At 69.0% G+C, this 20,942-nt stretch carries 19 protein-coding genes; 3 read left to right on the forward strand and 16 right to left on the reverse strand.

What is annotated here, in order from left to right; genetic code table 11:
• Positions 1 to 47: 47 nt before the first annotated feature.
• The 9 genes from yeiP to ASD69_RS03075 all read right to left on the reverse strand — a co-directional run bounded on the left by yeiP (position 48) and on the right by ASD69_RS03075 (position 10,349).
• The gene (gene yeiP, locus ASD69_RS03035) at positions 48 to 614 is read right to left on the reverse strand and encodes an elongation factor P-like protein YeiP (RefSeq protein WP_056173850.1); all 567 of its coding nucleotides are present in this window, start codon (positions 612 to 614) and stop codon (positions 48 to 50) included.
• A 123-nt stretch (positions 615 to 737) separates the two neighbouring features.
• On the reverse strand, positions 738 to 1,508 hold the full coding sequence (locus ASD69_RS03040; RefSeq protein ID WP_056173852.1) for an SDR family NAD(P)-dependent oxidoreductase: 771 nt from the start codon (positions 1,506 to 1,508) through the stop codon (positions 738 to 740).
• Between the two features lie 31 nt (positions 1,509 to 1,539).
• The gene (locus ASD69_RS03045) at positions 1,540 to 2,901 is read right to left on the reverse strand and encodes an amidohydrolase family protein (RefSeq protein WP_056173855.1); all 1,362 of its coding nucleotides are present in this window, start codon (positions 2,899 to 2,901) and stop codon (positions 1,540 to 1,542) included.
• Between the two features lie 196 nt (positions 2,902 to 3,097).
• A complete protein-coding gene (locus ASD69_RS03050) occupies positions 3,098 to 5,641 on the reverse strand; it encodes an EAL domain-containing protein (protein ID WP_235567133.1) in 2,544 nt (847 codons plus the stop codon).
• 29 nt (positions 5,642 to 5,670) lie between these two features.
• On the reverse strand, positions 5,671 to 6,564 hold the full coding sequence (locus ASD69_RS03055) for a hydroxymethylglutaryl-CoA lyase (protein WP_056176469.1): 894 nt from the start codon (positions 6,562 to 6,564) through the stop codon (positions 5,671 to 5,673).
• 2 nt (positions 6,565 to 6,566) lie between these two features.
• Complete coding sequence (locus tag ASD69_RS03060) at positions 6,567 to 8,576, reverse strand: biotin carboxylase N-terminal domain-containing protein (protein ID WP_056173860.1); 2,010 nt, start codon at positions 8,574 to 8,576, stop codon at positions 6,567 to 6,569.
• Positions 8,577 to 8,626: 50 nt separating this feature from the next.
• Complete coding sequence (locus tag ASD69_RS03065) at positions 8,627 to 9,013, reverse strand: VOC family protein (protein ID WP_056173862.1); 387 nt, start codon at positions 9,011 to 9,013, stop codon at positions 8,627 to 8,629.
• 115 nt (positions 9,014 to 9,128) lie between these two features.
• Positions 9,129 to 9,518, reverse strand: a complete 390-nt coding sequence (locus tag ASD69_RS03070; RefSeq protein WP_056173866.1) for a VOC family protein — start codon at positions 9,516 to 9,518, stop codon at positions 9,129 to 9,131.
• Between the two features lie 48 nt (positions 9,519 to 9,566).
• Positions 9,567 to 10,349, reverse strand: a complete 783-nt coding sequence (locus ASD69_RS03075) for an enoyl-CoA hydratase-related protein (RefSeq protein WP_056173870.1) — start codon at positions 10,347 to 10,349, stop codon at positions 9,567 to 9,569.
• Positions 10,350 to 10,497: 148 nt separating this feature from the next.
• Between ASD69_RS03075 and ASD69_RS03080 the strand changes: the two genes are divergently transcribed.
• Genes ASD69_RS03080 through ASD69_RS03090 form a run of 3 tightly spaced genes read left to right on the forward strand, consistent with a single transcriptional unit; the run spans position 10,498 to position 12,886 of the window.
• Positions 10,498 to 10,752 (forward strand): FeoA family protein, encoded by a 255-nt coding sequence (locus ASD69_RS03080; RefSeq protein WP_056173873.1) that lies wholly within the window; start codon positions 10,498 to 10,500, stop codon positions 10,750 to 10,752.
• Positions 10,753 to 10,766: 14 nt separating this feature from the next.
• A complete protein-coding gene (locus ASD69_RS03085; RefSeq protein WP_056176471.1) occupies positions 10,767 to 12,641 on the forward strand; it encodes a ferrous iron transporter B in 1,875 nt (624 codons plus the stop codon).
• Positions 12,642 to 12,643: 2 nt separating this feature from the next.
• Positions 12,644 to 12,886, forward strand: coding sequence for a DUF6587 family protein (locus ASD69_RS03090; RefSeq protein WP_056173878.1), 243 nt, complete (start codon positions 12,644 to 12,646; stop codon positions 12,884 to 12,886).
• Positions 12,887 to 13,634: 748 nt separating this feature from the next.
• Here ASD69_RS03090 and ASD69_RS03095 read toward each other — a convergent pair.
• The 7 genes from ASD69_RS03095 to ASD69_RS03125 all read right to left on the reverse strand — a co-directional run bounded on the left by ASD69_RS03095 (position 13,635) and on the right by ASD69_RS03125 (position 20,687).
• Entirely contained in the window at positions 13,635 to 14,660 is a 1,026-nt protein-coding gene (locus tag ASD69_RS03095) for a zeta toxin family protein (protein ID WP_056173880.1), read from the reverse strand.
• The gene (locus tag ASD69_RS03100) at positions 14,647 to 14,844 is read right to left on the reverse strand and encodes a hypothetical protein (protein ID WP_056173883.1); all 198 of its coding nucleotides are present in this window, start codon (positions 14,842 to 14,844) and stop codon (positions 14,647 to 14,649) included. Before ASD69_RS03100 ends, ASD69_RS03095 begins: the two co-directional genes overlap by 14 nt.
• A 156-nt stretch (positions 14,845 to 15,000) precedes the next feature.
• Positions 15,001 to 15,363, reverse strand: a complete 363-nt coding sequence (locus ASD69_RS03105) for a hypothetical protein (RefSeq protein WP_056173888.1) — start codon at positions 15,361 to 15,363, stop codon at positions 15,001 to 15,003.
• Positions 15,360 to 15,950: a polymer-forming cytoskeletal protein gene (locus ASD69_RS03110; protein ID WP_056173891.1), complete on the reverse strand. Its 591-nt coding sequence runs from the start codon at positions 15,948 to 15,950 to the stop codon at positions 15,360 to 15,362. The genes ASD69_RS03105 and ASD69_RS03110 overlap by 4 nt, the downstream gene beginning before the upstream one ends.
• 295 nt (positions 15,951 to 16,245) lie before the next feature.
• Positions 16,246 to 17,697, reverse strand: coding sequence for a hypothetical protein (locus tag ASD69_RS22585; protein ID WP_056173893.1), 1,452 nt, complete (start codon positions 17,695 to 17,697; stop codon positions 16,246 to 16,248).
• A 12-nt stretch (positions 17,698 to 17,709) separates the two neighbouring features.
• Entirely contained in the window at positions 17,710 to 18,999 is a 1,290-nt protein-coding gene (locus ASD69_RS03120) for a J domain-containing protein (RefSeq protein WP_056173896.1), read from the reverse strand.
• On the reverse strand, positions 18,996 to 20,687 hold the full coding sequence (locus ASD69_RS03125; RefSeq protein ID WP_056173899.1) for a molecular chaperone HscC: 1,692 nt from the start codon (positions 20,685 to 20,687) through the stop codon (positions 18,996 to 18,998). The genes ASD69_RS03120 and ASD69_RS03125 overlap by 4 nt, the downstream gene beginning before the upstream one ends.
• Positions 20,688 to 20,942 lie beyond the last annotated feature (255 nt).

Genomic DNA, 20,942 nt, shown 5'->3' on the forward strand with positions numbered 1-20,942 from the left:
TCGCCGGTGCGTAGGTCGTGGCGGCCCGCAGGCTCGCTACGCGTCGATCAATCCGCGCGCCCGGCGAACTCGCCGGTGGCGGTGTTCACCAGCACGCGTTCGCCGTTGACGATGTACTCGGGGACCATGATCTCGATGCCGGTCGAGAGCTTGGCCGGCTTCGGGCGCTTGGTGGCGGTGCCGCCCTTGAGTTCCGGCGGGGTCTCGATCACTTCCAGGGTCACGCTGGCCGGCAGCTGGATGGCGACCGGCTGGTCGTCGATGATCTGCACGTAGCAGCCCGACAGGTCGTCGACGATGTAGCCGGCGGCGTCGCCGATCACGTCGGCGTCGAGCGTGTACGGGGTGTAGTCCTCGTCGTCCAGGAACACGAAGGCGTCGCCGTCCTTGTACGAATAGGTCACCTGGCGGCGGCTGAGTTCGACTTCCTTGAGTTCGTCGTCGCCGCCGACGCTGAGGTCGAACTTGGTGCCGCCCGGAACCGAGTACATGGTGAAGCGGAACTTGACGTTGCCGCCGCGGCCCTGCGGCGAGCTGCGTTCGATGTCGCGCACCTGGTACACGGTGTTGTTGTGCTCGATTACGTTACCTTTTTTGACGTCGTAGGCTTTCATGGGCTTGGGATTCGAGATTAGGGATTCGGGATTGGCAGGAGCAGGTCGGGCGGCGATGGTTCGGGATGGAGCGGGTGCTTATGGCGAATCCCGAATCTCCAATCCCGAATCCCTGCTCCTGACTTACTTAGGCGCCAAACGGGTCGCGCCGTCGAGACGGATGGTCTCGCCGTTGAGGTAGGTGTTGCCCAGGATGTAGGCGACCAGGTCGGCGAACTCCTGCGGGCGGCCCAGGCGCGAGGGGAAGGGAATCGACGCGCTCAGCGACTGCTGCACCGACTCGGGCATGCCGTCGACCATCGGGGTCCAGAAGATGCCCGGGGCGATGGTCATCACGCGGATGCCGAAACGCGCCAGTTCGCGCGCCATCGGCAGGGTCATGCCGACCACGCCGCCCTTGGATGCCGAGTACGCGGCCTGGCCGATCTGGCCCTCGTAGGCGGCGACCGAGGCGGTGTTGACGATCACGCCACGCTCGCCGTCGGTGCCGGCCTCGTTGTGCTGCATCAGGTTGGCGGCGGCCTTGGCGACGTTGAAGCTGCCGACCAAGTTGACCATCACCGTGCCCTGGAACTGCGCCAACGGCATCGGCGCGTCCTTGCCCAGCACGCGGCCGGCGCCGAGGATGCCGGCGCAGTTGATGGCGACGTTGAGGCCGCCGAGGAAGTCGCGGGCCGCAGCGACGTTGGCGACCACGCCGGCTTCGTCGGCGACGTCGGTGCGGAAGTAGCGGGCATTGTCGGCGCCGAGTTCGGCGACCGCGCTGGCGCCCTTGTCGTCGTTGAGGTCGAACAGGGCGACCTTGCCGCCGTGGGCGACCAGGTGCTGGGCGACCGCGAGGCCGAGGCCGGAGACGCCGCCGGTGACGATGGCGCGCACGGTGTCGAGTTGCATAGGAAGGTCCGGGTCGGGGAAAACGGCGATTTTACCGGACTGGCTGGGCCGCCGCTGGCGCCGGCGCCAGCGCGTCGCGGCCCGGTTCGCGATAGACCACGCCGTCCTTCACTACCAGTACCGGCTGTTTCAGGGCCGCGATGTCCTGGCTGGGGTCGCCGGCGAACGCGGCCAGATCGGCGCGCAGGCCCGGCGCGATCCGGCCCAGGCGCTCGGACTGGCGCAGGATGCGCGCGGCCACCGAGGTGCAGGCGCGCAGGGCTTGAGCTGGGGACATGCCCAGCTGGGACATCCACACCGGCTCGCGGTAGTTGTCGCCATGGCGGAACACGCCGACGTCGCTGCCGCAGCCGATCGTGGTCTTTTCCGCCAGCGCGGTGCGGAACGCCTGTTCGGCTTCACGCAGCTTGGGCGTGGGCGGGGTTTGGCCGGGGACGTAGCCGGCGTAGTACTGCTCGGTGGACTCCACCGCGGTCAGGGTGGGCAGATAGGCGACGTTGCGTTCGCGCATCAGGCGGAAGGTCGCGGCGCTGCCGCCGTAGCCGTGTTCGATGCTGTCCACGCCGGCTTCGATCGCCAGGCGCATGCCGGCGTCGCTGGCCGCGTGCGCGGCGACCGGACGGCCGCTGAGGTGGGCGGTGTCGACCAGGGCGCGCAGTTCGGCGGCGCTGAAGGTGGGTCGGGCGCTGCCGTCGGCGCCGATGCGGTAGTCGGCGTAGACCTTGATCCAGTCGGCGCCGTGGCCGGCCTGCTCGCGCACCGCGCGCACGGTCTCGTCGACGCCGCTGACCTCCTGCGCGCCGCCTGGCAGTTCGATGTCGTCACGGAAGCCGTGCGGGCCGGGGCCGTAGCTGGCGGTGGCGACGATGGCGCGCGTGGCCACGAACAGGCGCGGGCCCGGGATCAGGCCCTCGTCGATCGCGCGCTTGAGCGAAAGATCGGCGTAGCCGGCGCCTTCGGTGCCCAGGTCGCGCAAGCTGGTGTAGCCCGCGCGCAGGGTCGCGCCAGCGTGACGCGCGGCGAGCAGGGTGCGGTAGGCCTCGGGCTCCTTCAGCACCTGATCGTTCCAGGGGGTCTCGTTGTAGGGGTGCAGGAACAGATGCGCGTGCAGGTCGATCAGGCCCGGCGTCAGGGTGGCGCCGGGCAGGTCGATGCGGCGTGCGTCGGCGGGCGCTTCAATCCCATCGGCGGGCCCGGCCGCGACGATGGCGCCGTCGCGTACCAGCACGGCCCAGTTCGCGTGCGAGGGGCTGTCGTCGCCGGTCCAGACGCGCTCGGGGCGCAGCAGCAGGGTTTCGCCGCGTGCGGCGGGTTTGGGGTCGGCAGCGTGGGCGAGTCCGGCGGTCAGAGCGAGCAACAAACCGGAAAGCGACAGGCGCAGGCGGTGGTTCATCGGCGGACCTTGCGGGGAATGGGGCTGAGGGGCTTGGCGCGGTCTGGCGCTGAAGTCACTGGATCCCCGCCTTCGCGGGGATGACGACAAGAAGGCAGGCGACGGCAAAAACGCCTGGGCGATGGAAAGAAACCAGACCCGGGATGACGCAGGAACGTGAAAGTCGGAGCGAGAGCAGAGGCCTTCTTTTGCGCGCTTAACCCGGCAGCACCAGCGGCGAGCGGTAGTACTGCTGCAGCTCGTCCGGCATCAGGCCCGGCGCGAACAAAAAGCCCTGGCCGATCTCGACGCCGAGCGAGAGCAGGAAGGCGCGTTGGCGCTCGGTTTCCACGCCCTCGGCGACCAGGCCCAGGCCCAGGCTGCGGGCGATGCCGGTCACCGCCTGGCAAACCGCGACGTCGGACTGGTTGTCGGGCACGCCCTGCACGAACAGCTGGCTGAGCTTGAGGCCGTGGATGGGCAGGCGGCGCAGGTAATTCAGCGCGCTGTAGCCCTCGCCGAAATCGTCGATGGTCAGCATCACGCCCATCTCGCGCAGGGCGTGGAAGGTGCGCATGGTGTCGGGCACGTCCTCGATCAGCACGCGTTCGGTGAATTCCAGTTCCAGCGCGGTGCCGGGCAGGCCGGACTCGGCCAGGGCCGTGGCCACGGAGCTGGCCAGGTCCTCGCCCAGGAACTGGCGATAGGACACGTTGACCGCAACCCGGTGCACGTCCAGGCCGCGCTCGTGCCAGCGCCGCAACTGCCGGCAGGCTTCCTTCAGCACCCAACCGCCGATGCCGACGATGTCGCCGGTAGTTTCGGCGTGGTCGATGAAGCGGTCCGGCCGCATCTCGCCCAGCGATTGGTTGCGCCAGCGGATCAGCGCCTCGACCGCGACCACCGAGCCGTCGGCCAGATTGACCTGCGGCTGATAGACCAGATGGAACTCGTCGTTGTGGACCGCGCGGCGCAGGTGGGTTTCCAACTGCAGGCGGTGCAGCTGCTGTTCGGCCAGCTCCGGCGTGAAGCTCTGCCAGCCGTTGCGGCCGCGGCGCTTGCTGTCGTACATGGCGACGTCGGCGCTCTGGATCAGCTGCTGCGACCGCACCCCGTCGATCGGGGCCTGGGCGATGCCGATGCTGGCGGTGATGCTGAATTCCTCGCCGTCCAGGCGGAAGCTGTCGCCGAAGATTTCGAGGATGGAATCGGCCAGACGCTCGGACAGCGCCGGGTCGTTGCCGGTTTCGCACACCACCAGGAATTCGTCGCCGCCGAAGCGCGCGATCAGTCCCTCGCTGCCGACCGCGCGCTGGATGCGGCGCGCAGCCGAGGCCAGCAGACGGTCGCCGGCGGCATGGCCGAGCACATCGTTGACCACCTTGAAGCGGTCGAGGTCGATGTACAGCACCGCCAGCGCCGCGCGGTTGGGGTCGTCCAGCCGGCTTTCCAGCTCCGACAGCACGGCGTCGCGATTGAGCAGGCCGGTGAGCGGATCGCTGCGCGCCTGGATGCGCAGGTTCTCCTCGTCGTGCTTGCGTTCGGTGATGTCCTGCAGGGTGCCGATCAGGCGCGCGTTGAGCGCGTCGGCGGCTTCGGCCTGGGCGATGGTGCGCACCCAGAAGCCGCGCCCGTCGGCGCGCATGCCTTGCAGTTCCAGATCGATGTTGCGGCCGAACGCGATCGCGTGGTCGAGCGCGTCGCGCAGGCGCAGGCGGTCGCCGGGACGCAGGCAGTTGAGCATCTCGCCCATGCTGGCCGGCGCGGGATCGTGGCCGAGGATGCGCTGCGCTTCCTCGGTGAGGTAAAGCAGGTCCGGGCCGGCTTCCCATTCCCAGCCGCCGATCTGGGCCAGGCTCTGGGCGCGGTCGAACAGGGCGCTGTCGCGCTTGATCGCGGTGACGTCGGTGAACATCGACAGCACCTGGTTCGGGCGGTCGCCGCCGGCCGGGAACTGCGGCAGCGCGGTCACCGTCAGCCAGATCAGGTTGCGGCGCTCGCGGTGGTACAGGCCCAGCACCATGCTGTCGACGCGCTTGCCGGTGTCGAGCGCGCGCTGCGCCGGAAATTCCTTCTGGCTCAGTTCGCGGCCGTGCTCGTCGATCACCATCCAGTGCTCGGAGCGCATTTCCTCGTCGGCGCTGTGCTGGTGGCCCAGGCCCATGATGCGCATGGCCGCGCCGTTGGCGTAGATCACCCGGAAGTCGGGGTCGTGGACCACGATGCCGCGGTCGATGGTCTCCATCAGCTCGCGATAGCGCAGCTCGGCGTCGCGGCGGCCGCTGAGGTCGCGCGCGACCGCGACGATGCAGCGCCGTCCTTCGTGCTCGAAGCCGGCCGAATGCACCTCGACCGGGAAGCGGGTGCCGTCGCCGCGCATGTTGGTGACTTCGATGACGTAGGTCTCGCCGCGATTGAGCGTTTCCCAGACCGGATTGAGGTGGTCGTGCGGCAATTCCGGGTTAAGCACGTGGATGGGCTGGCCGACGATCTGATCGCGCGGGCGCCGGTAGGCGGCCATGCCGGCCTTGTTGAGGTCGAGCACGGTGCCGGCTTCGTCGAGGATGCTGACCGGGTCGGGTACCGCGTCGAACACCGCGCGGTAGCGCGTGTGCGCGACGTCGGCGTCGTCGCTGCTGCTGCGGATCGCTTCGGCGGCTTCCAGCAGCAGCGCGCGGGTGGCGTCGGACAGGCTGCTGTCGTGGCTGGCCAGTTCCAGCGCCGCCAGGGTCGAGGCCGCGTCCACCGGGGACGGCGACACGGTCGGTTCGTTCCCGGGCGGATGCTGGCTCATGCCGCCGCCAGCGCCTTGCCGACCTTGCTGCCGGTCTCGCGGCCGAGCAGGCCGGCCAGCCAGCGCCCGGTCTCGGCCAGCGCGTTCAAATCCACGCCGGTCTCGATGCCCAGGCCGTGCAGCATGTACACCACGTCCTCGCTGGCGACGTTGCCGCTGGCGCCCTTGGCGTAGGGGCAGCCGCCGGTGCCGGATACCGCCGAATCCACCACCGCCACGCCTTCTTCCAAGCAGGCCAGGAGGTTGGACAGGGCCTGGCCGTAGGTGTCGTGGAAATGCACCGCCAGCGCCGGCATCGGCACTTCGGCGGCGACCGCCTTCAGCATCGCGCGCGCCTTGCCGGGCGTGCCGACGCCGATGGTGTCGCCCAGGGAAATCTCGTAACAGCCCATCGCGTGCAGGGCCTTGGCCACGCGCACCACGTCGGCCACCGGCACCGCGCCCTGGTAAGGGCAGCCCAGCACGGTCGAGACGTAGCCGCGCACCGCCACGCCGTCGGCCTTGGCGCGCGCCAGCACCGGCGCGAAGCGGGCCAGCGATTCGTCGATGCTGGCGTTGATGTTTTTCTGGTTGAAGGCTTCCGAGGCCGCGGTGAACACCGCGATTTCCTCCACGCCGACCGCGCGCGCGCGTTCGTAGCCTTGTTCGTTCGGCACCAGTACGGGGTAGTGCACGCCGGGTTTGCGCTGGATGCCGGCGAAGACCTCGGCGGCGTCGGCCAACTGCGGCACCCACTTGGGGCTGACGAAGCTGGTCGCCTCGATGCTGCGCAGGCCGGTCGCGGACAGCCGATCGATCAGGGCGATCTTGTCGGCGGTCGCGATCTGCGCCTTCTCGTTCTGCAGCCCGTCGCGCGGGCCGACTTCGACGATGCGGACCGAGGGGGTCATGCTCATGCGTCCAGCACCACCAGCACCGCATCGGCTTCGACGAATTCGCCGGCGGCCGCGCGCACTTCGGCGACCGTGCCGGCGCGCGGGGCCTTGAGGCTGAGTTCCATCTTCATCGCTTCGATCACCATGACCTCCTGTCCCGCTTCGACCGTGTCGCCGGCGGCGGCTTTGACCACCACCACCCGGCCCGGCATCGGCGCCACCACCTGGTTGCCGGTGCCGGCGGCCGCGGCCGATTCGTGACGATACATCGGGACCGGCAGCAGGCGCAGCCTGCGTTCGCCGTCGTGGACCACCACCCGGCGCTCATCCCCCAGCAGCGCGAAGCGGCGCGCGCGGCCGTCGATGCGCAGGCTCAGGCCATCCGCGCCGTGGCGGGCGCCCTGGACCTGGCGGGTGCGGCCGGCCTGTTCGATGCGGTAATCGCCGGCGCTGCCCTGAGCGTGCAGCTCCAGGCGTTCCTCGCGGCGCAGGAAGGCCAGACTGCGGCGGCCGCCGTGGCCCAGGCGCCAGCCGTCGGCGATCGCCCAGGGCGATTCCGGGTCGTTGGAGGTGGCGGCCGTGCGGCGGGTCTCGCGCTCCTGTGCCAGCAGTTCGGCCACGGTCGCGGCGATCAGCAGGTCGTCGGCCTCCTCGGCGTCGCTGCCGTCGGCGGCGGGCATGAACTCGTCGAGGTGGCGGTCCAGGTAGCCGGTGTCGATGCGGCCCTCGACCACGGCCGGATGGCGCGCCAGGCGCTCCAGGAATTCGATGTTGGACTTGGGCCCGGCGATCTCGCATTCGGCCAGCGCCGCGCGCAGGCGGGCGAGGGCGCTGGGGCGGTCGATGTCGGCGACGATCAGCTTGGCGATCATCGGGTCGTAGAAGATCGTGACCGTGTCGCCCTCGATCACGCCCGAGTCGATGCGCACGTGTTCGCTGGGCGTGGGCAGGCGCAGGCGCTCGAGCTTGCCCGAGCCGGGCAGGAAGCCGGCCTCGGGGTCTTCGGCGTACAGACGCACTTCGATCGCATGGCCGCGCTGCACGATCGCGTCCTGCGCCAGCGGCAGCGGTTCGCCGGAGGCCACGCGCAGCTGCCACTCGACCAGGTCCAGGCCGGTCACGTACTCGGTGACCGGGTGTTCGACCTGCAGGCGGGTGTTGATCTCCATGAAGTAGAAACCGCCGTCCTGGCCGACGATGAACTCGACGGTGCCGGCGTTGACGTAGTCGATCGCGTGACCGGCCTGGACCGCGGCCGCGCCCATGGCCTGGCGCAGTTCCGCGCTCAGGAACGAGGACGGCGATTCCTCCAGCACCTTCTGGTAGCGGCGCTGGGCCGAGCACTCGCGCTCGTTGAGGTGGATCACCTGGCCGTGGCGGTCGCCGAAGATCTGGATCTCGATGTGGCGCGGCTGTTCGACGTAGCGCTCCAGCAGCACGCGGTCGCGGCCGAAGGCGTTGCGCGCCTCGCGCTGGCAGCTCTCCAGATGGGCCAGGAACTCGTCGCTGGCGCGCACGATGCGCATGCCCTTGCCGCCGCCGCCGTGCGCGGCCTTGATCATCAGCGGATAGCCGATCGCGTCGGCTTCGCGATGCAGCACTTCGGGGCTCTGGTCGGCGCCGGTGTAGCCGGGCACCACCGGCACGCCGGCGGCCTGCATCAGCTCCTTGGCGCCGGCCTTGCTGCCCATCTTGCGCATCGAGCCGCCGGCCGGGCCGATGAAGGCCAGGCCCGCGGCCGCGACCGCGTCGGCGAAGTCGGCGTTCTCGCTGAGGAAGCCGTAGCCCGGGTGCACGGCCTGGGCGCCGCTGCGCAGCGCGACCTCGATGATGGCGTCGCCGCGCAGGTAGCTGTCGGCCGGACGCGGCCCGCCGATCGGATAGGCCTCGTCGGCCTGGCGCACGTGCTGGGCGTCGGCGTCGGCATCGGAATACACCGCGACCGTGCGGATGCCGAGGCGGCGGCAGGTGCGGATCACGCGGCAGGCGATTTCGCCGCGGTTGGCGATCAGGATCTTGCTGAACATGCGGGGCTATCCTTCCCGGTCAGGGATGGGCGAGACGAGGGGCCGACGGTTCATGCCGGCGGCCGATGGCAGACCGCTTCGATGTTGTGCCCGTCGGGGTCCAACACAAACGCGGCGTAGTAATGCGGGTGGTAGCGCGGCCGCACACCGGGCGCGCCGTTGTCGCGTGCGCCGGCGGCCAGCGCGGCCTGGTGGAAGGCGTCGACCTGTTCGCGCGAGTCCGCGCTGAAGGCCACATGCAGCCGCCCGGACACGCTGTCGCCGCGACCGATCCAGAACAAGGGCCGGCCGGGCGGGCCGTAACCGGTGCCTTCGTGGCCGTCGTCGTCGCGCGCGATCTCCAGCACCGGCACCATCCCCAGCGGCGCCAGCGCACGCGTGTAGAAGGCGCGGCTGCGCGCCAGGTCGGAGACGGCGAAGTCGATGTGGTCGAGCATGCGGCTACCTACGGCCTCCGTGCGAATCGCGATTGGGGACGCTAGTGAACGCGGCGGCGCCTCGCGCGGTCAACTGCGCGCGAGCAGCCTGCACCGTTTCTGTGGTCTGCGTGAATCAAGCCGGTGGCAGGTGGCAGACCGCCTCGATGTTGTTGCCGTCCAGGTCGTAGGCGTAGGCGCCGTAGTAATTGGGGTGGTAGTGGGCGCGGATGCCGGGCGCGCCGTTGTCGCGCGCGCCCTGCGCCAGGGCGGCGGCGTGGAAGGCGTCGACCTGTTCGCGCGAGCCGGCGTTGAAACAGATGTGCACGCCGCCGCCGTGCGCCGGGCCGGTGCCGACCCAGAACTTGGGCTGCTGCGGCGGACCGAAACCGCAGCCTTCGTAGCCGCCGCTTTGTTCCTTCGTCACCGCCATCACCTCGGCGTAGCCCAGCGTCGCCAGCACCTGGCTGTAGAAAGCGCGGCTGCGCGGATAGTCGGCGACGTTGATACCCATATGGTCGATCACGGTACGGCTCCTTGTAGCGGTCGGGGGCGGTGCGGCGGTGCGCTCGGCTCAGGGAATCCAGGCTGGCTTGCGCTTGTCGAGGAACGCGCCCAGGCCTTCCTGGCCCTCGGGCGAGACGCGCAGGCGCGCGATCAGGTCGGCGTTGTCGGCGTCGTGGCGGTCGCGGTCGCCGTGCGCGGCGACCCGGCGCACCAGCGCCTTGGCCTGGGCCGCGGCGACCGGGCCGGCCTTGAGCAGCAGGTCGATCTGGCGCTGCACCGCGGCGTCGAGTTGATCGGCGGGCACCACCGCATGCAGCAGGCCGATCGCCAGGGCGGTGTCGGCGTCGAAGATTTCCGCAGTCGCGAACCAGCGCCGCGCCTGGCGCGCGCCGATCGCCTCGATCACGTACGGCGAGATCACCGCCGGCAGCAGGCCCAGCTTGCTCTCGGTCAGGCCGAACTTGGCCTCCGGCGCGCCGATGGCGATGTCGCAGCAGGCCACCAGGCCGACGCCGCCGCCGAAGGCCGCGCCGTGCACGCGCGCCACGGTCGGCTTGGGCAGCTCGTCCAGGGTCCGCATCAGCCGCGCCAGGGCCAGGGCGTCGTCGCGGTTGGCGGCTTCGCTGGCCGTGGCCATGCCGCGCATCCAGTTGAGGTCGGCGCCGGCCGAGAACGAGGCGCCGTCGCCTTCCAGCACCACCACCCGCACGCTGTCGTCGTGGCCCACCGCCTCCAGGGCGCCGGTCAGGGCGGCGATCAGGACCGCATCGAAGGCGTTGTGCAGGGCGGGGCGGTTCAGGCGCAGCCGGGCCACGGGGCCCTCGCGCAAACTCAGCAACGGATGGTTCATCGCGGGCGGGGGCTGGCTGTATGGAGTCTGGCGAATGATACGCGGCGTCCGCCGCGATCCGCCCCGGTACGGCCGGCGATGATAGAATGAGAACTATTCCTATTCGTGATGTCCGCTCGGACACCCCGCCGCGTCCATTGGTGAAGCCTTGAAATTGTCCGAACTGCCGCGTCGCGTCGCGGCCACGGTCGAATCCGTCGAAGACCAGGCCCCGAACGACGCGATCGCGCGGCGTCTGCGCGAGCTGGGTTTCGTCAAGGGCGAGCGGGTCGAAGTGATGGCGGCCGGGCCGATCTCGGCCGAGCCGCTGCTGATCCAGATCGGTTACACCCGTTTCGCCCTGCGCCGCAGCGAGGCGGCGCGGATCCAGGTCCAGCCCGAGGCTGGCGGGAGCGACACATGAGTCACGCCGCAACCATGCAAGCCGCCGCTACGCCCGGGATTCCGCGCGTGGCCCTGGTCGGCAGCCCGAACTGCGGCAAAACCGCGTTGTTCAACCTGCTCACCGGCAGCCGCCAGAAGGTCGCTAATTACGCCGGCGTCACCGTCGAGCGCAAGGAAGGCCGGCTGCACGCGCCCTCGGGCCGCAGCTACGCCGTGCTCGATCTGCCCGGCGCTTACAGCCTGCACGCAGCCAGCCTGGACGAAGCGGTCACCCGCGACCTCTGCCGCGGCTTCTATCCCGGCGAGCCCGCGCCCGACGTGCTGGTTTGCGTGGTCGACGCCACCAACCTGCGCCTGCACCTGCGCTTCGCGCTGGAACTGCGCGAGCTCGGCCGGCCGATGGTGCTGGCGGTCAACATGATGGACGCGGCCAAGCGCCGCGGCATCGACGTCGATCTGGCCGTGCTCGAACGCGAGCTCGGCGTGCCAGTGGTGCCGACGGTGGCGGTGCACCGCCACGGCGCGCGCGAACTGGTAGCGATGCTGGACCGCGTGTCCGAACTCGCGCATGCGCCGCACGCCACGCCGACCGAAGGCCTGCAGCCGGAGGATCTGCACGCCGAGACCCGCCGCCTGCTCGCGCTGGCGGTGACGATGCCGCGCCGCACCGCCGAGATCGACGACAGCCTCGACCGCTGGCTGCTGCACCCGGTGCTGGGCCTGCTGTCGCTGGCGGTGGTGATGTTCCTGATCTTCCAGGCGGTGTACGCCTGGGCCACGCCGTTGATGGACCTGATCGAAGCCGGCACGGCCTGGTTCGGCGCCTTCGTCGGCGGGGTCATGCCCGAAGGACCGCTCAAGAGCCTGATGGTCGACGGCATCATCGCCGGCCTCGGCGGCGTGATCGTGTTCCTGCCGCAGATCCTGATCCTGTTCGCCTTCATCCTGGCGCTGGAGGAATCCGGTTATCTGCCGCGCGCGGCCTTCCTGCTCGATCGCATGATGGCCGGCGCCGGTTTGTCTGGACGCTCCTTCATCCCGCTGCTGTCGAGCTTCGCCTGCGCGATCCCCGGCATCATGGCCACGCGCTCCATCCAGGACCCGCGCGACCGCCTGGCCACCATCCTGGTCGCGCCGCTGATGACCTGCTCGGCGCGCCTGCCGGTGTACGCGCTGCTGATCGGCGCCTTCATCCCGCAGCAGAAAGTGCTGGGCGTGCTCAACCTGCAGGGCCTGGTGCTGTTCGCACTGTACGCGGCCGGCATCCTCAGCGCGCTGATGGTGTCGTGGGTGATGAAGAAGTGGCGTCGCGACAAGGGCGAGCATGCCTTGTTGCTGGAACTGCCCTCGTACCGCCTGCCGCATCCGCGCGATCTGCTGATCGGCCTGTGGGAGCGCGCCTGGATCTTCCTGCGCCGGGTCGGCGGCATCATCCTGGCCCTGACCATCCTGCTGTGGTTCCTACTCAACTTCCCGGGCGCGCCCGCCGACGCGACCCTGCCGGCGATCGACTACAGCCTGGCCGGCCGCATCGGCCACGCCATGACCGCGGTGTTCGCGCCGATCGGCTTCAACTGGCAGATCTGCATCGCCCTGATCCCGGGCCTGGCCGCGCGCGAAGTCGCGGTGTCCTCGCTGGCCACGGTGTACGCGCTGTCGGCCGCCGACGACGACGCGGCCGCGCAGGCGCTGTCGCCCATCATCAGCGACGGCTGGTCGCTGGCGACCGCGCTGTCGCTGCTGGTGTGGTTCATCTACGCGCCGCAGTGCATCTCCACCCTGGCCACGATCCGGCGCGAGACCAACTCCTGGAAGCAGGTCGCGATCAGCGCCGGCTACCTGTTCGCGCTGGCCTACCTGGCCTCGTTCGTGACCTACCAGGTCGCCGTGGCCCTGGGCGCGGGTTGAGCATGGACGCCGGCCTGCTCGCGCAATACCTGGTGATCGCGCTGGCGGTGATCGTCAGCGCGGCCGTGGTCGCGAAGAAGCAGTTCCCCGGCGCCGTGCGCCGCCTGCGCATCGCCTGCGCGCTGCCGCTGGTGCGCGAGGGCCGTCCGCACTGGATGCGCCGCCTCGGCCGTACGATCGCGCCGGTACCCAGCGCCTCCGGCCCCAACTGCGCCGGCTGCGACACCTGCGGGCCGTCGGACTGACGTCGCGGTCCCATCTCACTCTGAAACCCGATCTCGGTTTCCGCTTTGAAACGTTTCGGTTTCCCCCTTTGAAAAAGGGGGGCCAGGGGGGAGGCTCCACCGCAGTCGAAAAGCAAATCCCCCTCAATCCCCCTTTTGCAAAGGGGGAGGCCAGAGCGTTATTTCGCGCAGAGTCGCGCAGATAGATACCGGCAGCGAACAAGCCCGCCGCACGACTACCAACCCCCGCGTCGCATTCCCCCCTTTGCAAAAGGGGGGCCAGGGGGGATTTGCTCCACTACAGTCGAAAAGCAAATCCCCCTCAATCCCCCTTTTGCAAAGGGGGAGGCCAGAGCGTTATTTCGCGCAGCGTCGCGCAGATAAATGCCGGCAGCGAACAAGCCCGCCGCACGACCACCAACCCCTGCGTCGCATTCCCCCCTTTGCAAAAGGGGGCTAGGGGGGATTTGCTCCACCGCAGTCGAAAAGCAAATCCCCCTCGATCCCCCTTTTGCAAAGGGGGAGGCCAGAGCGCTATTTCGTGCAGAGTCGCGCAGATAGATGCCGCAGCGAACAAGCCCGCCGCACGACCACCAACCCCGCGTCGCATTCCCCCCTTTGCAAAAGGGGGGCCAGGGGGGATTTGCTCCACCGCAGTCGAAAAGCAAATCCCCCTCAATCCCTTTTTGCGAAGGGGTAGACCAGAGCGCTACTACGCGCAAGAAAAAACCCCGCAAGCGCGGGGTTTTTCGTGACGGTCCGAACCGCCTCAAAGCTTCGAGCGCGGCCCCTGCGATGGCGGCTCCTGCCCAGGCGGCGGCATCTGCCCTTGTTGCTGCTGTTGCTGCTGGCCCTGCGCCAGCGCCGGCGCGACCACGTGCGAGGTCGCCGGGTGCTTGCCGTCCGCGCCGAAGGCGTAGCCGATCTCGACCTGGGTGCCGCGGTGTTCGGGCCGGGCCAGGGCCACGTAGTCGCCGGTCGGGGCCACGCCGCGGTCGTGCACCACCAGCTTGGGCTTGCCGCTCTCGTGCTCGGGCACGAACTGCATCACATGGCTGTCGGTGGTCTTGGCGACCAGGCCCCTGTAACTCAGGCCGCGGCCGATGTCGGCGTCGACCATCATCGACGACGAACCGGGCTTAATCTGCTCGGCCAGCGTCGCCAGTTCGGCGCGCGACTTCTCGCGCTGCTCCAAGGGCTTTTGCAGGCGCTCCACCACCCAGGCCGGCGTCTGGTCGCCGAGCGGATAGCTCATGTGGCCGTCGGGATGCTTCTCGGCCACCAGCATCGGCTTCTTGCCGGTGTTGTCGTAGATGTGCGCGGTGTCGGCCTTCTCCACCGCGACCGGCAGCAGGCCCATGGCGCGCTCGTAGCGCTCGACGATCTTGGCGCCGTCGACCGAATGCCCGCCCTCGGCGGCGCGGTTCTCCACGCGTACCTTGTTGATCTGCGCGCTTTCGGTGGTCACGAACACCAGGTCGACGCCGAAGCCCCGGCCGCGCGCCTCGTCGAACAGCGCCAGCTTGCCGGGCGTGGACATCACCGTCTCGAACGCGAACGGCTTGTCGCCGTTGACCGCGGCCTTGCGCTGGTCCTCGGCCATGTTGGCCGCCTGCAGATTGCGCAGATTCTCGTCGGGGACACGCTCCTTGAGCGTCACCGCGATGTCGTCGGCGTTGATGTAGTTCTTGGGGAAGTGCTCGCTCTGGCGGAGTTCGCGAGTGATGGTGCTCTTGCCGGATCCATTCGGGCCGGCCAGCACCACCATCAGCGGTGCGTCGTCACCGGTCGGCATGGGAAGCCTCCCCATCGATCGGTTCGATCCGACCGTCCGGGTATCGCTTGACCCACACGCCATCGATTTTCACGGCTTCCGGCAGGCCGCGCGCCTGCGCTTCGGCGACCGCGTCGGTCACCGCCTTCTCTATCATCTGATCGGCGCGCTCGCGCCCGATCTGGTCGATCAATGACTTGGTCATCGGCTACGTCTCCTTGTAGGGGCTGTCCGTTCTCTGGCACCGTCGGACCGCGTGCGCGCTGGCGCAGGGGCGGATTCGGTGTGTCCTGGGCATGCTAACGCGGGCCGACCGGCGCAACCAGCGCCGGCCATGCCGAAGCGTGATCCCGATAGCGGATCAGCGTTTGCGCTTGACCGCCTTGTAGCCGGTCGCGGCGACCGCCTCGACGGCCAAGGTGAAACTGCGTTGCTCGCCCGGAAACAAGGCGCCCACGCCGACCACTTGGCGTGTGATTTCGTGGCCGTCCTCGTCGCGGATAGACAGCAGCATGGTGTACTCCCACGCGCCCTCGGCGGGCGCGTGGATCGTGCCCTCGACATGCAGCGGCGAAAACTTCGCCGCCGCCTGTTGCAGCGCGTCCGGGTCGAACTTGAGATGGTGCTTGCAGGCGGGGCAGACGTTGGCGCTGTCGAGGATGGTCGTCTTGCAATGCGGACAGGTGCGCGTCGCCCCGGGCAGGCCCGGGCGTGCGGCGTTCATGCGCCGGCGCCGTTCTCCGATTTGCCGCCGTTGTCGGATTTGGCGGACTTGTCGCCACCGGGCTTGCTGTCCTTGTCGTCGAAACCGAACTCGACCTGGCCGCGCATGCGCGAGCCCGGCGCGACGGTGACCACGCCGGCCTTGACGTCGCCGACCATGCTGCCGCCTTCGAGCAGCTCGACGCGCTGCGCCGAGTTGATGTTGCCTTCGAGCTCGCCGGCGATCACGACCTTGCGCGCGCTCACGCCGCCGTTCAACTTGGCGCCGACTTCGATGGTGAGATCGCCGTCGACCTGCACGTCGCCCTTGAAGCGGCCGGCGATGCGGATATGGCCCGAGCCCTGGATCTTGCCTTCGATCGACAGATCGGACGCGATCAGCGATTCCTTGCCGCCTTCGCGCTCGACCGGCTTGGCCGAATACGAGGGCGCGGGCGTGGCGCTGGCGAACGGCGCGGGTGCCGGCGTCGAAGCCTGGCCGAAGTTGATCTCGTTGGCCGTGTCCGGCTCGCGCTTGAGTGCGGTCTCCGGCTGCAGCGGCGGAAGCGTCTCACGCTTGGGCGGGTTGGGCTGGTTGAAAATGGCCATGACGCGGCGTCCTCTAGTTCGGGGGAACGTTCGGGTGAAGAACGAGTAACAGCGAGGTTGAGCTTTGGAGCCTAACACGCTGATACAACGCGACCGATGTGATGCGCCTCACCAATCCGCATAGCGAAAACGCACATCGCGGATTCAGTTTCGCCGTCGATTGCGCACGACCAACAACAACGCGGATTTGCATGCTTCGCGCCGCAGCCTTGCATCCGGTGCGAGGCCAGAATGGTTCAGAAATTTTTCAGGACGATGAATAGGGCGAGCGCGACTGCCCCATCGCGCAAGGCACTCAAGGCGCGTAGATGGAAGTCGCCATCAGCGTGGCCAATGCCAGGCCGAACAGCGGCCACAACCAGGCCGAGCGGCTGCGGACTTCGCGCAGGGGGATGCGGCGCAGCGCCGCATACAGGACATCGGTCGCGATCGGGGTCGCAGCGCCCATTGCGACCGCTATGGCGGGATGGTCGGTCGTGCCCAGCGTGGGCAGCACGGCCACGCCGCAGAACAGGCCGGCGAGCACCATCGCGCGTCGCGTTGCCGGCGTGCGTGCGCTGGTCCAGCCGATCAAGGCCATGCCCGATAGCAGCATCGAGACTTCCGGCTGCGCCGATTGCAGAGACAGGGCTGCGGCCAGGCTGGGCAGCGCCAGCGTCAACGGCCCGTCCCAAGGAGTGCGCCGTTCGATCGCCGCTGCCAGCCTGCGCACGCCGACATCGCCCGATATCCACAACAACCAGATCGCGGCGACGATGCCGCTTTCGCGCAAGGCCAAGCCCAGGAAATCGCGGTCGCCCCGCAACATCGCGACCAGGCTTACCAGCGACATGCAGTACAACGCGGCCCGCACGCACCCGATCAGCGCGCGGCGCCAATCCAGGCGCGTGCGGTCGGTCGCGGCCTGCCAGAACGAGACCGCCTTTGGATCCAGGCGCTCTTCCGCGAGTTCGGCGCCCAAGTCGGACAGATGACGCCACCAGGCCAGCGTGCGCGATGGCAGGCCAGGGATCAGCGCGATGAACGCGCGTCGCAGCCAATGGGCCGGGCCTTCGAGCTCTCGCACCAAGAGGCGATCGACCGAGGTCGTGTGCTCGCTGCGTAGACGTGCGATCTCGTAATCGTAGTCCTCCACGGCTTGCGCGCGCCGCAGCACATATGCCGCCTGCGCGTACAGCCAGCCGTCGCTGGGCGATACCGTGTCCAGGCCGAAGAACGCCACCACGGCGCGCGCGTTGGCGGCGCGCGGCGGCGGATCGGCCTGGGACATCTCCAGCGCCACCGGCAGGCGTAGCGCCGCCTTGAGGTCGAGCGCGTACAGCGCCGGCAATTCGCGCAGCCAGCGCTCCAGGCTGCGCGCGGAGTCTTGCCGCGTGCGCCGCACCAATTCGGCGAGGAAGGCCTGCGCGTCGAAGCGGTCCGAGTCCCCGGGTTCATGGTCCGTCTGCGGTTGCGCAGGCGGCTCGCCGGTAGCGGCCAGAAGCGCGTCGTGGCTCAGTGTGGCGGTGAAGACGCTGGCGTCGACGGTGGGCTCTTCGACGAGTTCCTCGTCGTTGTCTTCGTCTTCGCATTCCAACGACGCCGTTGCGAACGCCAGACAGCGTTGGTACGCCTCGTTGAGGCGCTGGAAGCCGACCGGGTCTTCATCTGGTCGGGTCGTGCGTAGGCGCCGCGCATACGCGCGCTTGATCGCGCGTTCGTCGGCGTCGCGATCCAAGCCCAGTGCGGCGAACGGGTCGACGTGCATATCGGTGGCCGCTCAGCGTGCCGGTGTCGGCGCAGCGGCCGCCTGCCGCGCCGCCTGGCGGCGGTCGCGCCAGGCGTTGATGGCGTCGAAACCTATCGTCGTCGTGCCTACGATCGCGCCGATGCTAAGGAACCAAAGACCGGCGTCCAGCGGATATTCGCCGAGCAACAGCCTGCCCAACAGTAGGACGCCCAGGGCCGGCACGATCGCGCGCAAAGCGGCGACGACCCAACGCCAGCGTCCGAAATAGCTCTTGCGCGCGACTTGAAGGAAGAATTCGCACTGAGTGGCATTCAATTGCGATGGCCGTTCCCCATAACGTTGACTCAGACGATGGGCCAGTCGCGCGACCCGGCGCGACCACTCCGGTATCACCGCGATCGCGAGCGCGCGCGGCAGGCCGAAGCGGCGCTTGAGTTGGCGAATCGGCCATTTGGCATTTTCGCCCAGGTGCCCGGTGTTTTCGCTCTCGATGCTCCAACGCGCCGTACTGCGTGCTTGTAACTGCGCGGAGTCTTCATAGCCGAACAAGGAACCGAGCAGATCCAGGATCGGCGAGGAGAGGTAAGGGGTGTCGTCGAGCCATAACCAAACGTGCAGGCGCTGGCCGACGTAGTCCCTGACGCCACGGTCGTTCAAGGCATGCTGCGAACGCAGCCAGGCATGTACTCGGTACAGCGATTGATCCCGGGATTGCGCGATCAGCTCGGCCTGGAAGCGCTCGTAATCGAAGTGCGCGAACAGACGCAGCGATTGGAAGGCGGACTGCACCGGCGCCGGATAATTCCCGACGCTGCCGAGGTCGAAGAAGTCCGCGATCGCATCCAGAGCGGCGGGCGACAGCGCCGAGTCGGCTTGCAGGACCAGCTTTCGGACCAGGGCGATCGCGACGTCGGTTTTACGCTGCAGGGAGTACAGCGGCGTGTATTGCTGCAACCATTGCGCGAACGTCGCTGCGGGATGCGTCGACGCCGCCTCGAACACCGCGACCACCATCTGAGCGAGCGACACCGATTCGGCCAGCGTCGCCGTCGTGGCGGCCGGCGACGCCTGGGTCGGGTCGATCGATATCGGGCCGCTGCTCCAGCCCGTGCGCACCGCGCCGACGGGCAGCGCATGCGCGCCGCGTACGTCGCCGCGCTGCTGCTGCAGTTCCAGCGCGGCCCGGTAGGCTTCGTTCACCCGTTGGAACTGTTCCGGGTCCTGATCGGGGCGCGTCACGCGCACAGCGGCCGCGTAGGCCCGCTTGATCTCTCGCGCGTCGGCCTGCTCGTCGAGCCCCAGCACTTCGAACGGATTCATGCGTGGCCCTGGGCCTCGATCTGATCCAGGAACACGCTTAGCTGGCCGCGGTGATCGGCGATGACGCGTACATCCTGGCCGTCGAGCACGCCGCGAAATTGCACCAGCGCGCTCTGCAATTGCTCGCGCGCCCATAACAGTTCCTCGTACAAGCGCTCGGCGCGCGCGATCAGGGCGATGTTCTCCTGCTGGTCGCGCGGGTGCACCTTCAGCGCCTCCAACACCGCCAGGCGCGCGCGGATCTCGTCGGGGCTGAGCACGCCAGGGTTCTTTTCCAACACCACTTCACGGGTCAGGCCGGTCGACAACGCGGTGGCTTCGACCTGCAGCAGGCCGTTGATGTCGTAGGTGAAGCGGATGTCGACCGGGTTCTCGTTGCGACGCTTGGGCGGAATGTCGATGGCGACGCTGCCCAGGCGTACGTTGTTCTCCACCCGTGGGCTCTCGCCCTGGTAGATCTCGAACTCGACCTGGCGCTGGCCGTCGCGCAACGGGTAGTAGCGCTCGACCCGGCTCACCGGCACCGTGCTGTTGCGGTGGATGATCGGCGAGAAGATGCCGTTGGCGAGCTGGCCGTTGCCGGTTTCCTCGGAGGTGTTCACGCCCAGGGTGTGCGGGCAGACGTCGGTGAGGATGATCTCCTCCAGCGACTCGTCGCGCGCCTTCATGCCAGCCGCCACGCAGGCGCCCATCGCGATCGCCTCGTCGGGATTGACGTGGCGCAGCGGCAGGCGCCCGAACATGCGCGAGACCAGGCGCGCGGCCAGCGGCATGCGCGAGGCGCCGCCGACCAGCACGATCTCGTCGAGCTGGTCCGGACGCAGCTTGGCGTCGCGCATGGCGCGCTCCAGCGGCGCGCGCAGGCGCTGCACCAACGGGTCGCAGAGCTGGGCGAAGGCGTGCTCGTCCATGCGCCAGCGCCGCGGCTGGCCGTGCAACACCAGCTCGACCTCGGCGGGTTGGCCGTGCGCCAGCTCGCGCTTGGCCAGCTCGAGGCGGCGCTCCAACTGCGCCAGTTCGGCCAGGGACAGACTGTCCAGATTCAGTTCGTTGTCGCGCAGGAAGGCATCGCGCATGCAGCGCGAGAAGTCCTCGCCGCCGAGGAAGTTGTCGCCGGCGCTGGCGTGGACCTCCATCACCCCGTCGTACATTTCCAGGATCGAGACGTCGAAGGTGCCGCCGCCGAGGTCGAACACCAGGTAGCGGCCCTCGCTGCGCTGCTGCAGGCCGTAGGCCAGCGCGGCCGCGGTGGGTTCGTTGATCAGGCGTTCGACCCGGATTCCGGCCAACTCGCCGGCGATGCGCGTGGCCTTGCGCTGGCTGTCGGAGAAGTAGGCCGGCACGCTGATCACCGCCTCCTCGATCTTGCGGCCCAGCTGGGCCTCGGCGTCGGCCAGCAGCGACTTCAGGATCAGCGCCGACAGTTCCTCGGGCCGGAACGCGTGCTTGCCCAGCGCGGTGCGCCGGTCGGTGCCCATCCAGCGCTTGAACGCGCCGACGCTGCGCTGCGGGTGCGAGACCATGCGCTCCTGGGCGGCGCGGCCGACGATGATGGCGCCGTCGTCGTCCACGCTGACCACCGACGGCGTCAGCAGCTCGCCGAGTGCGTTCGGGATCAGGCGCGGGCCGTCCGGACCATAGCTGCCGATCAGGGAATGGGTGGTGCCGAGGTCGATGCCGACGATCATGGTCAGGGATGTGCGTGGGTGGGTCGGAATGAGGCAGTGCGTGGACGTCGCGTTGGTCGGGCGGGGACGCCCACGGCGGCGCATCTGCGCGCAGCTCGGGAAGATACCCTGCCGCGGGGCGGCTCGGCGGCGCGCGCGGACGCGGCCGGGCGGTTCTGCGGCAAGGCGGTGGCTCGCCGTGGGCGGCGGCGGGCAGGGCGCACGGAGAGCGGACGGCGCGCGCAGGCGCCGCCGGAATATCCCCTCGGCCCTACC

The organism is Lysobacter sp. Root604 (assembly GCF_001427505.1).
GTDB lineage: Bacteria > Pseudomonadota > Gammaproteobacteria > Xanthomonadales > Xanthomonadaceae > Lysobacter.

What these genes read in the sequence shown, in the direction of transcription:
- yeiP (WP_056173850.1), bottom strand. Translation starts at nt 614, where the DNA reads ATGAAAGCCTACGACGTCAAAAAAGGTAACGTAATCGAGCACAACAAC.
- ASD69_RS03040 (WP_056173852.1), bottom strand. Translation starts at nt 1,508, where the DNA reads ATGCAACTCGACACCGTGCGCGCCATCGTCACCGGCGGCGTCTCCGGC.
- ASD69_RS03045 (WP_056173855.1), bottom strand. Translation starts at nt 2,901, where the DNA reads ATGAACCACCGCCTGCGCCTGTCGCTTTCCGGTTTGTTGCTCGCTCTG.
- ASD69_RS03055 (WP_056176469.1), bottom strand. Translation starts at nt 6,564, where the DNA reads ATGACCCCCTCGGTCCGCATCGTCGAAGTCGGCCCGCGCGACGGGCTG.
- ASD69_RS03060 (WP_056173860.1), bottom strand. Translation starts at nt 8,576, where the DNA reads ATGTTCAGCAAGATCCTGATCGCCAACCGCGGCGAAATCGCCTGCCGC.
- ASD69_RS03065 (WP_056173862.1), bottom strand. Translation starts at nt 9,013, where the DNA reads ATGCTCGACCACATCGACTTCGCCGTCTCCGACCTGGCGCGCAGCCGC.
- ASD69_RS03075 (WP_056173870.1), bottom strand. Translation starts at nt 10,349, where the DNA reads ATGAACCATCCGTTGCTGAGTTTGCGCGAGGGCCCCGTGGCCCGGCTG.
- ASD69_RS03085 (WP_056176471.1), top strand. Translation starts at nt 10,767, where the DNA reads ATGCAAGCCGCCGCTACGCCCGGGATTCCGCGCGTGGCCCTGGTCGGC.
- ASD69_RS03090 (WP_056173878.1), top strand. Translation starts at nt 12,644, where the DNA reads ATGGACGCCGGCCTGCTCGCGCAATACCTGGTGATCGCGCTGGCGGTG.
- ASD69_RS03095 (WP_056173880.1), bottom strand. Translation starts at nt 14,660, where the DNA reads ATGCCGACCGGTGACGACGCACCGCTGATGGTGGTGCTGGCCGGCCCG.
- ASD69_RS03100 (WP_056173883.1), bottom strand. Translation starts at nt 14,844, where the DNA reads ATGACCAAGTCATTGATCGACCAGATCGGGCGCGAGCGCGCCGATCAG.
- ASD69_RS03105 (WP_056173888.1), bottom strand. Translation starts at nt 15,363, where the DNA reads ATGAACGCCGCACGCCCGGGCCTGCCCGGGGCGACGCGCACCTGTCCG.
- ASD69_RS03110 (WP_056173891.1), bottom strand. Translation starts at nt 15,950, where the DNA reads ATGGCCATTTTCAACCAGCCCAACCCGCCCAAGCGTGAGACGCTTCCG.
- ASD69_RS22585 (WP_056173893.1), bottom strand. Translation starts at nt 17,697, where the DNA reads ATGCACGTCGACCCGTTCGCCGCACTGGGCTTGGATCGCGACGCCGAC.
- ASD69_RS03120 (WP_056173896.1), bottom strand. Translation starts at nt 18,999, where the DNA reads ATGAATCCGTTCGAAGTGCTGGGGCTCGACGAGCAGGCCGACGCGCGA.
- ASD69_RS03125 (WP_056173899.1), bottom strand. Translation starts at nt 20,687, where the DNA reads ATGATCGTCGGCATCGACCTCGGCACCACCCATTCCCTGATCGGCAGC.